This window comes from Jeotgalibacillus sp. ET6, assembly GCF_029667115.1.
Taxonomy (GTDB): domain Bacteria; phylum Bacillota; class Bacilli; order Bacillales; family Jeotgalibacillaceae; genus Jeotgalibacillus.
The window spans coordinates 482141-495569 of record NZ_JARUIU010000002.1 but is presented as its reverse complement, the minus strand read 5'-3'; the positions used below and the strand labels follow the sequence as shown (position 1 = coordinate 495569).

The following is a 13429-nucleotide window of genomic DNA, read 5'->3' as shown; positions in this document are numbered from 1 at the left end:
AATTTCAAATAATTACTTAGCCCTGCAGAGTACGAATCTCAATAGGGCTTTTTGCTATATTCCTTTTCAGTTAACCTTACTCTAGAAAAAAATGAAATGACTCATAAAAGTGAAGCTAAATATGAAGCCGTACCTTATGATGCAGCCTCTCATTGTGATAAAAAATTTAGCTTAAGAACGAATTAGCATGATGAACTATTTCAAACTCCCTCCTGTTTTCTTGACTATTATTATAGTGAGAGCATCAACCGGCGTCGACCCTGTCACCGGCCGGGAGCTCAGCGCATCTGAACGAACCGCCGCAGCCGCCTGGGCCGCAGCAGGCATTGTCCCGATTCTCGGACCCGCCTCCAAAGTAGCTAAGGGCGGAAAAGCCGTATTCGCAGTCTCAAAAGGATCAAAAGCAGCCACCGCACCGCTGACGGCCTTTAAATCCAGTACCCAGGCCTTCACCCGCGTCTCCCACTCAGAAAAAAGCGTCTACGGCCTCGTCAGCGCCAACGGCTTATCCGGCTTCTTCTTCGGCCAGGACCTCCTCGGCAACGAAGTCACCGCAGAACAAAAAACCAAAATGCTCATGATGGGCTCCATGCTTCCATTTGGTGCGGGGATGAAAATGGTTAAGGGCAATGGAACTGATGTGCTGGGGGTTGGGGTTAAGGGTACGAATAAAGGTAATATTGTTAAGGAAATAAAAGAAATTGATTTCGGAAAACATATTGTCAAAGGTAAAAACGGAAAAAACAGTTAATTCCAAATGCAAAGTATGTAACAAATGATGACTATAGATACACTACCGATGAACTTCGGCGTATAGTTAATGTTGAGGCTCCTGAACTTATTTTAAAAAAGGCTGACAGAAATAAATATGCACAAGCAAATGTAGGAAAAAGAGATAGATTACCTGATGATGATGGTGGTCATTTAATAGGTGCACAATTTAATGGTCCTGGAGACATTGATAATCTTGTACCACAAAATAGTCAGATTAATAGGAGTGGTGGAGTTTGGTATAATATGGAGACTGAATGGGTAAAAGCACTAAAGGAGGTACCTCCAAAGAAAGTTTCCGTAAATATTAAACCAATATATTTAAATGATTCATTACGCCCAGATTCGTATAAAATAAGATATCAAATTGAAGGCGAACTACAAGTAAGGTTGAAGATAAAAAATAAATCAGGAGGTTGAGGATGTGAGCTTTGAAATTGAACTAAATGAACTATACAAACAGATTGCTCAACAGGTTAACGATATAATTCCTATTGAATGGACCGACTTTTATTTTAATGGGGAAGTGAAGGATAATGAAGGGGGAGTATTCTTCTTTTTTTATCCTGTTGACAGTAATGAGCCAGTTTATTCTCACGATATACCAGATATTTATCCTATAGATGAGAGTTCCTATGATGAAGAGCTTGATAAATTGTTTGAACTAACAGTTAAACTGCAACAGGTGTTCATTGATAATGATCAAGACCCTTGGTTTTCGGTAACATTATTACTTAATTCATCTGGAAAACTAAATATAAATTTTGATTACACAGATTGGCATAATAGTGAATTTGGCCCATCAAATAGGATTAAATATTTTCAATATAAATATGTAAGTCGGAATAAAGAACAATTCGATATAGAGTTAATCGAGAGAATGAAAAAATTCGAGGACAAATAAATGTATAGATCAACATATGTTTTGTTAGATGAAGATAAAGAACAATTTGAGGATTACTATAAAGATAATAATGACCTAACTTCACTAAAGACCTCTGTTAAAAGAAAATAATAGCTTAAGATGCAAACGCATTTAATTTTCTTATTCAGATTTTTTACCAAAAAAACACCTGTTTTGCGTATGGGAGCAACAGGTGTTTTTTATAATTAACCTCACAATTCCATATAATATTCTCTAAATTTACTCACTCATTTTAAAAAACAACCTCTCCCCCTCCAATCCCAATCTAAGTTTCGGCAGCCTATTTATCTGTCTAATTTACTTTCTGCAACCTTGACATTCGCCGGCCACACATAAAAAAAGACCCCAGCTGAGCTGAAGTCTTTTGAAAAAACCTAAAATTAACGAAGAAGTTGAAGAACACCTTGTGGCTGTTGGTTAGCTTGAGCAAGCATCGCTTGAGCAGCTTGAGAAAGGATAGAGTTTTTCGTTTGGTTCATCATTTCTTTCGCCATGTCTACGTCACGGACACGAGACTCAGCAGCAGTAAGGTTTTCTGCAGATGTGTTTAGATTATTAATAGCGTAATCTAAACGGTTTTGGTATGACCCTAAATTTGAACGTTCTGCTGAAACTGATTTAATTGCATCATTTATAACGGTTATTGCAGCAGTAGCAGTAGCAGCATCCGAAGAAATATCGATAGCATTAGATGCTTCATCATCACCATCTGCAATTGACAGACCAGTACCACCAGTCATATCAGCAAGAGTTAAGGTAATTTGTTGACTTTCATTTGCCCCCACCTGGAAAGAGAAAGTTCCAGTTCCATCAGGACCACCTACACCAGTAAGTAAATCTTGTCCGTTAAATTGTGAATCCTTTGCAATTCTATTGATATCTTTTGCAAGTTGATTTGCTTCATCTTGAATTGCAGTACGGTCTTCTGTTGTATTAGTATCATTTGAAGCTTGAACTGCCAATTCACGCATACGTTGAAGCATAGAATGAGTTTCGTTTAATGCACCTTCTGCAGTTTGAATTAAAGATATACCATCTTGAGCATTACGTCCTGCTTGCTCTAAACCACGAATTTGTCCACGCATTTTTTCAGAAATTGAAAGTCCAGCAGCATCGTCACCCGCACGGTTAATACGCTGACCTGAAGCCAATTTCTCCATTGAGTTAGACTGAGCACCAGTTGCACTTGAAAGCTGACGGTGAGTGTTAAGAGCTGTGATATTGTGATTGATAATCATTTGTAATTTCCTCCCTGAATGTGTCGCAAACGTCCTTGTTCGCGAGTTGGTTTTTTCGAGCAAGTCGATAGCGGCGCCGCTGTCTTTTTGCTTACACTACTTATATCGGACCTTGGTGGGAGTTGTTAATAGTTTTTTAAAAGTTTTTTTCGTTTTTCCGGGACTTTTTTCATCTATAAAAAAAGCTGCACCGGGTTAGGGAGCAGCTTAGGGTTTTCGGATGAGGTTGAACACATCGGCGACGCCTACGGAGGCGGATTCGTTTTCTTCCTGAATGTTCAGGTAGACTTCCTTGCGGTGGATGTCGACGTGCTTGGGGGCGTGGATGCCGAGTTTTACCTGGTCGCCGCTTGAGCTGATGACGGTGATTTCGATGTCATCGCCAATTTTGATGGCTTCACCGGTTTTTCGTGTCAGTACGAGCATGCGCGGTCACTCCTTTTCTTCAGCGGGGGTCAGGATGCGCTGACGTGTTTGGTAGCCGCTGTCGTTTAAAATGACTTGCTTTGCTTTACGGTTGGCTGTGTTGAAGATCAGCGGTGCCTGCAGATTGGCAGTCGTCTTTTCAAACGGCTCCTGCACATTTAAAATGACGAGGGCAAGCGCGTCTTCCGGTTTTTCAAGACTCAGGGCACTCACCGTCGAGTCATCAAGTTTAAATTGATAGTCTGCGGCAAAAGCAAACGGATTGGTGACGACAAATCCAAGCTCCGGAGTTGAAGTGGACTGCAGTACATGAAAGACATCGTTTTCAGGAAACGCAATCAGGGCAAATTGTTTTTCGCCTACAAATCCGGGAATGCCGCTTTCAAACAACCAGAATTCCTCCTGGTTGGCTTCGATCTGACCGTGGTATTTTGTTTCAAGAGTTGTCATGCATCCCATTCCTTTTTGTTAAATTTCCGTATTGACGACACGCATGCTAAGTGATTCACGTTGTCTCATGGAGATTGCCACGTCTCCGGCCTGGTGGTCGATCACAGGCTTTTGAGCGCGTGTCCGGTTGATGACTTTTTGAGGAGAAGCGTCAATATGAGTGCTTCCTTGTTGATACTTTACCTTAACACTAAAAGGCGGAGGGATAAACCCGATATTAAAGGACTGCTCAGGGCCGTTGCTGTTTCGTGCGGCAATTGATTGAATGACGCGGCCGCCTTTTTCAATTTCCATCAGTTGATTGCCTTCACTTGTTCTTCGGCTCATGCCAGCCTGAACTTCCTGCATCCCTTTGTTTGCCGCTTCCCGAATCAGCTGTGGCGTGCGCTTCAGTCCCATCGCAGCCCATGCTTGAGATTGATCAATCGTTAATCTGCCGGGTGTCGTGCGGATGGTCATTTGTGCCTTCGGTGATTCCAGATCAAGTTTAGCTGACGGCTGCTGAATCGACTGGCTTGCTTTGGTCGAGCTTATGTTAATTTTGGCAGATTTGGATTGCATTTGTAGCTGCGGAATTTGCATCGCATTCACCCCATGGCGCAGAATCTTATCTTAACGAAGGAAATCCATTAAAGAAGGCTGGACAATACGAGAACCGATGGATAGTGCAGCCCGGTGAACACTTTCCTGTACTTTAAGGTCCGTGATCACCTTTTCAAAATCAATGTCTTCATTTTCGGACATGATTTTTGTTGCGGTTACTTCCTGTTCTCCGACACGGATTTCCATTAATTCCACCCGGTTATGACGGGCTCCTAAGTTCGCTCTTGTATCAGTGACATTTGAAATATGGCCGTCCATTTGATTTAAAAAGCCGCTGATATCTTTGCCTTCTGTATCTGGATCATTCAGTCCGGCAATAAGAGAATCCAGGTCATCGAAAAGGTCAGATGAAAATACTGCAGTTGGATCTACATTGACGGAAATATATACGCCCTTAGACAGTTCCAGGTCGACCGATTCAGAGTTTGCAGATACCTTGACAGGATCTTGGGATAGATCGATCGGCTTTTGGAGTGTACTGGTTCCATTAAACAAATACTTATCTCCAAACTTTGTGTTGCCAAGCTCGGCCAAATGCTCTTTCAGCTGGTCGATTTCTTCGCTGATTGATTTTCTTTGCGCAGCGTCATACGTATCATTTCCTGCCTGCACGATCAATTCACGCACACGCTGAAGCGCGGAGCCTGTTTTATCGAGTGTGGCATCTGAATTTTCGGTCCAGTTATACGCTTCAGAGTAATTTCGTTTAAACTGCTCCGTTTCAAGCATGTTGCGGCGGTAGGTGATCCCTTTCATGGCCACAACCGGATCGTCTGACGGGCGGTTAATTTTTTTCTGTGTGGCAATCTGGTCCTGGAATTTCCCCATTTTTTCAAAGCTGGATGATAAATTCCGCATCATATTGCCTGACAGCATGGATTGAGTCACACGCATGATCGATCACTCTCCTTATCTTCCGACTAAGCCCATTCCGTTTATAATTTTATCGAGCATTTCATCCACCATCGTGATGCTTCGTGCAGCGGCGTTATAAGCATGCTGGAACTGAATCATGTTGCTCATTTCTTCATCAAGTGATACGGAGGACACTGATAGACGTTTTTCTTCAACCGACTCGGTCAGCACGAGGCTATTTTGCCCCATCCGGTTTGCCTGCATCGCATTGACGCCTAAACGACCGACCATTCCTTCATAAAAGGCATTTAGGGATCCGTTTTCGATCGCGCTTAAACCCGGAAGATCAATCGTTTCGTCTGTTCCTTCAAGCTTTAGTGCACCGTCTGACAAGATCATGCTTTGAATATTGGAAAGATTAATGGCATTTTGCCCGTTTCCTGCGTTTACCTCTCCGTTTTCGGATATGGACATGGAAGCTGCGATATCCTGTGGATTGAGGTCAGCAAGCTGGATCCCTTTTGCTGCTCCCTGAAATGAAGCCGAATTTGCAAGTTCAAAGAATGGTTTTCCAGGCTCTCCCTGAAGATCGGTTCCTTTTTCATGAACGGCATTAAAGGCGTTCGCGAAGGTAAAAGCGAGCTTATCCAGGTCAGTGAGCATATCCGGATAAAGTCCTTTTTCAACGGTTTCGCCATTAGCGTTTGTATGACTGTAGCTGTAGGATTCGATCATGCCGCGGAGCTTGCCTTGCGCGAATTGAATCGTGCCATTTTCATTGGCAAACGGCAAAGATGTGTTCAGTGCTTTTCCTTCACTTGTGAAAAGCTGAAGATTTTTAACGGTTTCCGGGGTTTGATCCGCCATTCTGCCATTTGCATCTGCAAATCCAAGCTGGTTGAACCGGTTTCCTGTTACAAGCGGCTGCTCTTTGCCGTTTTCGCTCACAAGCGTGATAGTATAAACGCCTTCAGCGATTTTAAGGTCATTTCCGCCTGAAGGTGTTTTCTGTACATTGATTTTTACCATTTGTGAAAGCTCGTCCACTAACGCATCCCGCTTGTCATACAAATCATTTGGCAGATAGCCGTGGGGTTCAACGCCTGCAATCTGGCTGTTTAATCCGCTGATTTGCTCTAGCAGGGAATTGACGCTTTTTAAGCCGATGCCGATTTCACTGCCGATATCTTTCTGGATGGTATTAAGGGAATCGCTGGCATAATGAAACGTATCCACCACTGCCTGGCCGCGCTCAAGGACAACTCCTCTGGCACCAGTATTTTCCGGATTGACGGATAAATCCTGCAACGACTGCCAAAATTCTCCCATAACGGCAGACAACCCGTTCGTTGTCGGCTCATTCATCACATCCTCCATTTTACTGAGGGAGGTTGCACGCGCGTCCCAATACCCTAGTTTATTGGATTCATTGCGGAACTGATCGTCGAGAAAGCTCTCGCGCACCCGCTGAATGGAGCCTGCTTCTACGCCTGTTCCCAATTGTCCTGGAATTTGCGGGCGGTTCATGGCAGCCGTCGGGAAGGCCTCAGTCGGCGTGAAATTCACACGCTGTCTTGAGTAGCCCGGTGTGTTGGCATTGGCAATATTATGACCTGTTGTGTGCAGGGCGCTTTGCTGTGTGTTCAAGGCGCGTCTTGCAACTTCGAGTCCGTGAAAAGTAGACATTCTTCAACCTCCAGTGTAGTCAGATAATCAGGTCAGGCTTGTGAGTCAAAAAGCGGCTTGATCGTTTCATTTGATTGATCGTCGCCTCGATTGCCGTAGGTTTGCCCATCGGCGCTCGGCATCAGCAGGTCCATATTCAGCGAAACAAACTGCATCGACTGCTCCAGCAAAAGCTGATTCAGTGCGTTGGTTTCTTTCAGCGCTGTCAGCACGGCAAGCATTTCTTCCTGCATGTGCAAAAGAGGTTCGTGCTCTTTTTCTTCTATATGTGGAAGTGCTTCCTGCAGGCTTGCATTGTTTTTGCCGGTCAGCTCTGTCATCAGTCCGATGCGTTTTTGCTCGAGTGTGTTAATGGCATGGATATGCTTTTGTTCTTCCTGCATCAGGGCTGTTAAGGAGGTCAGATTACCTTCCTTGATGACAGCCGTTTTATTTATAGAGATCTGCTGCAGACTTTTATGCAGCTTCAGCATTTTTTCAAGTAAGTCAATCAGTGATGATCCCGTCATTGGGTTCTCCTTTGGTCAAAAAGTGATCGTGCTTCTCTTTTGTATATCGGCTCTTTTGTGGTTTAGTTAATGCTTTTAAGGCAATTGTCACTTATTACGTGTACACATTAATCAGCATGCCTTGAATCTGGCCGATTTTGCTTAAAATATCAATGCCTTTTTGCTCTTTTTGGAGCACAGAATTGGTCAGGTCAATCAGGCCCTTGTCCACTTCCTTGACGATTTTATATACTTTCGTTCGCCCTCTGCGGTTAAAGCCGCGCTGGTCTTCAAGCTGAAGCGCATTGCCGACGGCTTCTTCCATAAACTGCTTCACGAGTTTTTTATATTTTTTTAAGTCTTCAACAGATCGGGATTCTGCGAGTACTTTTCCCTGGTCTTCAATTTCCTTGGACATGGCGGTCATTTTATCAATGAGCGTGCTGCCTCTTTTTTTGGCCATCACTTCGGAAAACGAGGTGGATTCTTTGGCTGTCTCGGCTTTGGCGGAAGCTTTAGCCGGTCCTGTTTTTGAGATGCGCTGAATTTCCATTTTTATCACTCCACTTGTAATCGTTCCTTCTATCATACGTGCTCCTATAAAAAAGGGGAAGAAGCCTATACTCCCATGGCTCTTCCCTCTCACGGCTTTATTGAAGCAATTGCAAAATTCCCTGCGGCAGCTGATTGGCTTGTGCAAGCATCGCCTGTCCGGCCTGGTTTAAGATATTATTTTTCGTGAACGTCGACATTTCTTTTGCCATGTCAAGATCACGAATTCGTGATTCAGCAGCCGTCAGATTTTCATTGGCTGACTGCAGGTTTGTAATCGTATGTTCAAGACGATTTTGAACCGCACCAAGCTTGCTGCGTTCCTCAGAAACAGATTGAATCGCTTTATCAAATAGGGTAATAGCTCTTGAAGCATCCTCCGTTGTCATGACACTGACGCCCTGAGAAGCATTCACACCTGATACAGTCAGGAAGGTGCCGTCCGCTGTGCGGCCAATGCCAAGCTTCGCTGCATCCATTGGATTGACAGTCAGTGTCAGCATTTCAAGCTCATTGGCGCCAATTTGGAAATCAACGCTTAGCGCTTTTCCTTGATTCGCGACAAAATCGCTGTCTTTAAATTCAATTTCAAGACCATTCGCTGCCCCGTCATCTGTTTTAATCGTTCCGACTGTTAATGTGTTGCCAACAACAGAGAACGTTTCATCAAGTGCCGGTGCTTTTGTCGCAGGATCCGCAATGGCAGAACCAACAACCCCGTCAATTTCTTCTAGAACTGAAGCCAGATCCTTGCCTTCAGGGTCAATCGTGACGGATGCTGTTCCGCCTGTATACGGAACGGCCGGCTTGCCAAAATTGATTGTTAAGCCGTCAAGCTTCAGGGAGTCGCCTTCTTTTGGTGTTTCGCTGAACGTTAAGCTCACCCGCTCAGAAGAAGCTGCTTCCGGATTTGCTTGAAATGTAGTTGCCGGTCCTCCGGTAAATGGACTTGTCCATCTTGCGCCTGTTAGAGTCGGATCAACGGCAACGGAAACATCGGCTGCCTCATTTGGCGACATTGGGTTTTGAGTGGAGAAGGTTAATGCGGCCGGGTTAATTTGGCCGTCATTTGCCGCACCGGCATTTGTAGCAGGTGTTTTTGCAACGGTAAAGCTTGGATCAGCTGTTCGAACAGCTGTTTCCAGTGCATTAACTAATGTATTAATATTGCCTATTTTCGCTGTATCTGTTGTTGCTGCTGTATTCCAGCCGGTTACATTGACCGCAATATTGCCTGAAGCGGTTAATCCTGCTGTAGGGGAAGCTGCGTTATCAATTTCGTATACTTTGCCATTAATCGTAAACTTTTTGCCTTCAATGCCTGCATTATTCAATTCTCCCACTGACATCGGGAAATCAAGTCTTGCACTTGCCGGCTCACTTGGTGCTGCCGTTACCGTTCCGCCAAATACGCCCAGACCTTTATAATCAACTTGTGCATTCGTCGTTTCAAGGAAGGCTCTTCCTGTATCCGAGCCGTTTAACAGTTTTTTCTGGTTAAACTGTGTGGTGTCTGCAATCCGGTCAATCTCTGAAGTTAATTCGTTAATTTCAGACTGAATCGCTTCACGGTCTGTTTCTTCAAGAGTGCCGTTTGCCGCCTGAATAGAAAGCTCTCTCATACGCTGAAGAATATCATGAGTGGAAGAAAGGGCGCCTTCAGCTGTTTGCACAAGGGAAATCGCATCAAGGGAGTTCCGCTCTGCCATATCAAGGCCGCGGATTTGAGAACGCATTTTTTCAGAAATGGCAAGTCCTGCAGCATCATCTGCTGCTTTATTGATCCGAAGACCGGAAGAAAGCTTTTCAAGACTTTTCGATGTTGCACCCATTGTCTGATTTAAATTTCGGTAGGCATTTAGTGCTTGGATATTATGATTAATTCTCATTCTTTTACTTCCCCGCTTCCATTGGATTCAGATTGCGCTCCTGCACCATGATGTGTTTTTCGTATTGAGAGGTTCCTATTTTACCGGCAGGCTTTGCGGCTGCTGGCTTTGTTTTTAAAATTTCGGTCCACGCTGCAGAGAGCTCTTCCAGAATGGCGAGCAAGTCTTTTGCCCCCTGCGCATCCTTTTTTATATTTGCCTCAATGGTTTTTTGCGCTATGTAGTTATACACCGCATCCAGCTGATCGGCAATGATGCCTGAGTCATAATTCAGCCCTGCTCCGAGGCGGCGCATAATATCATTTACTTTTTGCAATCGTTTATTTGCTTCCAGAAACTGCTTGCGCTCCATTAATTGAATAGCATCTTTTAATTGAGTAATCGCTGCTTCATAAAGATATGAAGTCAGTTCCTGTGAAGATTTTTGATAAAGTAATTCTTTTGTTAGAAAGTTCATCTGTTCTCCTCCTGCCTATTGTCTATATCGGCTGGAGAATCGGTTGTTTAATAGTTTTTTTCCATTTCCTCGATTAAAATCAGCATCTCTGCAATAACGGAATACAGCTGCGGGGGGATGCTGTCGCCAAGGTCAATATCGAGTAAATTGGCAAGCAGGCTTTCGTCTTCCTCTAAATGAACATTATGCTCCTGGGCAAGCTCGATAATCCGCTGGGCAAGTGCACCGCTCCCCTGCGCCACAACACTTGGTGCTCCGCCATTTTCATCATAGCGAATGACCGCAGCAGAAGGACCGCTCGTTTTTTTTCTGGCAATCTGATTAAAATAGTGCGGCATCATATACTGAAATCAAACCCTTTCTCGGTCATGGCCGGAATGGCGGATCGCTCTTTTCCTGGCTCAGGTGAAGCAGAAACTGTTTCTTTCAGCAGTTTGGTAAATTGAATGCTGCCAATCTCATAGCCGATGTCTTCAAGACGGGCTTTGGCGAGTGACGTGAGCGGCTTCATTTTTTCTTCAAAGCCAGGCAGATCATTTTTCACTTTAATCGACAGCATCCGGTCGTTGGCTGTCAGCGCAATGCCGACTTCTCCAAGCTTTTTCGTTTCAAATAAAAAGTACAGACTGCAGTTTTCCCAGTCCACCTTCTGCTCCCCGCTTTTTGATTGAAGAAATACTTTAAATTCCTCCACTTTATTTTCGAGAAGATAAGGAAGCGTCATCACCATGCTTTGAAGGCCGTTTGCATCTGTTTTGCTGAGCAATTGCTGGCCTGTCAGCTGCGTGAGCATCGGATCACTTTTGCCGGCTTGGGATTCGCCTTCTCCCTGCGCCATTTTCAGCAGCATGCTTTTAAGCGACGCGCTTAATTCCTCCTGCGGCTTCCCCTTCGTTAAAAGAGCATGCGACTGTTCGTGCTCATGCGTTAAGCCCATTCCTCTCACATGATCAAAAAGCTGGCGGCCTGTTGGCTCCTGGTGCAGCATGTTCATGGAATGACTGACTGTCGTCGCCGCCTGCTTTGAAAGAGAAGGTGGGTCAAGCTGAAGAAGCTCGGTTGACACCATATGCTGAACCCGCACATCTGCCGGCTTAAAATTGATTTTTTCCATCATAAATTTAACCTCAGACACCACTTTGGCTGCTTCTGCTGTTTGGCCTTTTGCCACTAGTCTCGCTGCTTCTGCAAGCTGGGAGCTTCCTTTTAACAGCTTTTTTTCCGTTGCCATATCGGTATACAGCATAAAGTCGCTTTTTAAAATAGCCTGATCGAGCATTTTAATCGTCGCTTCAAGCATCGGCTTTACTTGCGGCACCGCTCTTTTTTGCTGTAAAAGCAGCTGCTGATCGATATGCTGGAGATTTCTCGTAATATCTCTTTTAATCTGTTTAAAATCAATGGCCGCCTGCGACAGTTTTTCAGAGATTCTTGTTACGATAAAATCCTTTGACTGAGCGGGAAGTGCGGCAGCGAGCTGCTCGGAAAGCTGGTAGCCTTCGTCTCCTGCTGACGTCTGTGGTTTCAGCTGCATATGCGCGGGCTGAAGGGCCTGCATCACTTCCTGCCTCGCCGCAAGCTCACGTCCCTGATCAAGTGAAGCTGACGCTTTTTCCACAGCCTTTTGAATCGATTGCGACAGCGAGGCAGGCAGCTGCTCAGAAGCAAGTACCGTCTGCTGGATTTCTTTTAACACTCCAGTCATATCAGGGTTTTTCTGAACGTTTATGATCGCTTTTTGCAGCGAATCTACCAATTGATCCAGTGCCGGGTCGGATGGAGACTGAAGAGTAGAAGACGGTTGATTGGAAAGTGCCGTCATTTTTGAAACCATAAGCGCCTCTAACTTTGCTGCATCAGACACTTTTTTAGATAAATCGGCTGTCAGCTCAGCTGAAAATCCGGTCTGTAATGCGGAAGCAATCTGCCTGAGACTGGCGCCGCTCTTCAGCTCTTGAGAAAGCTGTTTAAGCACAGGGTCATTGGGGAACTTTTTGGACAGCGTCTGCAAAACCTCTGCTAATTTGCCTGCTCCCGCATCGTAAAGCTGCTTTGGTGCGTTGGAGAGCTTGGACTGAAGAGCAGGATCGAGTCCTTCACTTTTCAGCAGTTTCCCTACTTCTTCACCGACTGTTTTGCCGTGAAGAGCAGCGTGAACGAGATGCAGCTGCTTTGCAGACATGTCGAGCTGTTTTTGAGCAGCGGCAGTTACACTGTATAGCTTGTCATCCAGGTTTCCGCTGCTGTTTTTTAGAAAAGAAGTGAGCTCCTGAAGCGCTTGTTTTGTCACAGGAATGCCTTTATCCTGCAAAATCTGGACTGCCGCTTTTACATCAGAAGACACCGGCTTTCCTCCATTTAATGAGGTGAGCTGCTGATCTGCGGAAGGTTTCACCGCTTGCTTTACAGGAGGCTCTGCAGGTTTGACTACAGGCAAACCGTCCTTTGTGCCGATCACTTCAACGAAAGCTTTTCCTGATGAAGGCAGATCCCCCTCCGTTTTCACTTTCATTTCACGGCCGCGAAGATCTACGGTTGCTTCTCCGTTCGCATGCTTTTCTTTTATTCTCACTTGAAAAATATCGCCTTTTTTAACGGCAGCCGGGACCTCTGACTTTGAAAAATTTGAAACAGCGGAATCTATATTAACCTGCATCATTCCTGCACCTCCTGTACATGTATAAAAAATAAGCCTTTAAATATGAGCGTTGGCAGAAGAAAAGCCCTTGTTCTCACAAGGGCTTTTCAACTTTAGCTGTTCAGCTGCGGAAATGTTTGAGCAGGTCCGCTGCCGTTTGTTTAGGATCTGCCTGATACGTGCCGTTTTCAATCGTGAGCTTCAGCTGATCAAGTTTTTCCTGTCTTTGTGCCTGGATGGAGCTGCTTTCCTGCATTTCCTTCGCCTGTGACGAAATTTCCAGCTTATCTGCTTTTTGAAGCTTTTGAGCATCCGCCTGATCTACTTTTGCCTGCTGGCGTGCGTAGGGGTTAAGATTTGCACTATTAATTGAATTTATCTTCAAGACAAGTCACCTGCTTTCCTTTTTGCTAAAGGTTGTTTGTTACCTATTATATCGGCAGGCTTTGAA

16 protein-coding genes are annotated in these 13429 nt (G+C 44.8%); 3 read left to right on the top strand and 13 right to left on the bottom strand.

Annotation, left to right across the window (positions count from 1 at the left end; translation table 11 throughout):
• Window positions 1-187: 187 nt before the first annotated feature.
• Genes P6709_RS07605 through P6709_RS07595 form a run of 3 tightly spaced genes read left to right on the top strand, consistent with a single transcriptional unit; the run spans window position 188 to window position 1675 of the window.
• A complete protein-coding gene (locus tag P6709_RS07605; RefSeq protein WP_278240296.1) occupies window positions 188-751 on the top strand; it encodes a pre-toxin TG domain-containing protein in 564 nt (187 codons plus the stop codon).
• A complete protein-coding gene (locus tag P6709_RS07600; protein ID WP_336618994.1) occupies window positions 751-1191 on the top strand; it encodes a DNA/RNA non-specific endonuclease in 441 nt (146 codons plus the stop codon). The genes P6709_RS07605 and P6709_RS07600 overlap by 1 nt, the downstream gene beginning before the upstream one ends.
• A 4-nt stretch (window positions 1192-1195) precedes the next feature.
• The gene (locus P6709_RS07595) at window positions 1196-1675 is read left to right on the top strand and encodes an immunity protein YezG family protein (RefSeq protein ID WP_278240295.1); all 480 of its coding nucleotides are present in this window, start codon (window positions 1196-1198) and stop codon (window positions 1673-1675) included.
• Between the two features lie 401 nt (window positions 1676-2076).
• Here P6709_RS07595 and P6709_RS07590 read toward each other — a convergent pair whose 3' ends face one another.
• The 13 genes from P6709_RS07590 to flgM form a co-directional block, all read right to left on the bottom strand.
• A complete protein-coding gene (locus P6709_RS07590; RefSeq protein ID WP_278240294.1) occupies window positions 2077-2934 on the bottom strand; it encodes a flagellin N-terminal helical domain-containing protein in 858 nt (285 codons plus the stop codon).
• Window positions 2935-3141: 207 nt separating this feature from the next.
• Complete coding sequence (gene csrA, locus P6709_RS07585; RefSeq protein WP_278240293.1) at window positions 3142-3360, bottom strand: carbon storage regulator CsrA; 219 nt, start codon at window positions 3358-3360, stop codon at window positions 3142-3144.
• Between the two features lie 6 nt (window positions 3361-3366).
• The gene (fliW, locus tag P6709_RS07580; RefSeq protein ID WP_278240292.1) at window positions 3367-3810 is read right to left on the bottom strand and encodes a flagellar assembly protein FliW; all 444 of its coding nucleotides are present in this window, start codon (window positions 3808-3810) and stop codon (window positions 3367-3369) included.
• 18 nt (window positions 3811-3828) lie between these two features.
• Window positions 3829-4392 carry a DUF6470 family protein gene (locus P6709_RS07575; RefSeq protein ID WP_278240291.1) on the bottom strand — a complete coding sequence of 188 codons (564 nt, stop codon included), beginning with the start codon at window positions 4390-4392 and terminating at the stop codon, window positions 3829-3831.
• Window positions 4393-4422: 30 nt separating this feature from the next.
• Entirely contained in the window at window positions 4423-5307 is an 885-nt protein-coding gene (gene flgL, locus P6709_RS07570) for a flagellar hook-associated protein FlgL (RefSeq protein ID WP_278240290.1), read from the bottom strand.
• A gap of 15 nt (window positions 5308-5322) precedes the next feature.
• Window positions 5323-6954, bottom strand: coding sequence for a flagellar hook-associated protein FlgK (gene flgK, locus P6709_RS07565; RefSeq protein WP_278240289.1), 1632 nt, complete (start codon window positions 6952-6954; stop codon window positions 5323-5325).
• Window positions 6955-6986: 32 nt separating this feature from the next.
• A complete protein-coding gene (locus P6709_RS07560; RefSeq protein WP_278240288.1) occupies window positions 6987-7463 on the bottom strand; it encodes a flagellar protein FlgN in 477 nt (158 codons plus the stop codon).
• Window positions 7464-7557: 94 nt separating this feature from the next.
• On the bottom strand, window positions 7558-7995 hold the full coding sequence (locus P6709_RS07555; RefSeq protein ID WP_278240530.1) for a YaaR family protein: 438 nt from the start codon (window positions 7993-7995) through the stop codon (window positions 7558-7560).
• A 97-nt stretch (window positions 7996-8092) separates the two neighbouring features.
• A complete protein-coding gene (locus P6709_RS07550) occupies window positions 8093-9883 on the bottom strand; it encodes a flagellin N-terminal helical domain-containing protein (protein WP_278240287.1) in 1791 nt (596 codons plus the stop codon).
• Between the two features lie 4 nt (window positions 9884-9887).
• Window positions 9888-10340 (bottom strand): flagellar export chaperone FliS, encoded by a 453-nt coding sequence (locus tag P6709_RS07545; RefSeq protein ID WP_278240286.1) that lies wholly within the window; start codon window positions 10338-10340, stop codon window positions 9888-9890.
• Between the two features lie 47 nt (window positions 10341-10387).
• The gene (locus P6709_RS07540; RefSeq protein WP_278240285.1) at window positions 10388-10681 is read right to left on the bottom strand and encodes an EscU/YscU/HrcU family type III secretion system export apparatus switch protein; all 294 of its coding nucleotides are present in this window, start codon (window positions 10679-10681) and stop codon (window positions 10388-10390) included.
• Window positions 10678-12999, bottom strand: a complete 2322-nt coding sequence (locus P6709_RS07535; RefSeq protein WP_278240284.1) for a hypothetical protein — start codon at window positions 12997-12999, stop codon at window positions 10678-10680. The genes P6709_RS07540 and P6709_RS07535 overlap by 4 nt, the downstream gene beginning before the upstream one ends.
• A 100-nt stretch (window positions 13000-13099) precedes the next feature.
• On the bottom strand, window positions 13100-13363 hold the full coding sequence (gene flgM / locus P6709_RS07530) for a flagellar biosynthesis anti-sigma factor FlgM (RefSeq protein WP_278240283.1): 264 nt from the start codon (window positions 13361-13363) through the stop codon (window positions 13100-13102).
• Between the last annotated feature and the right edge of the window lie 66 nt (window positions 13364-13429).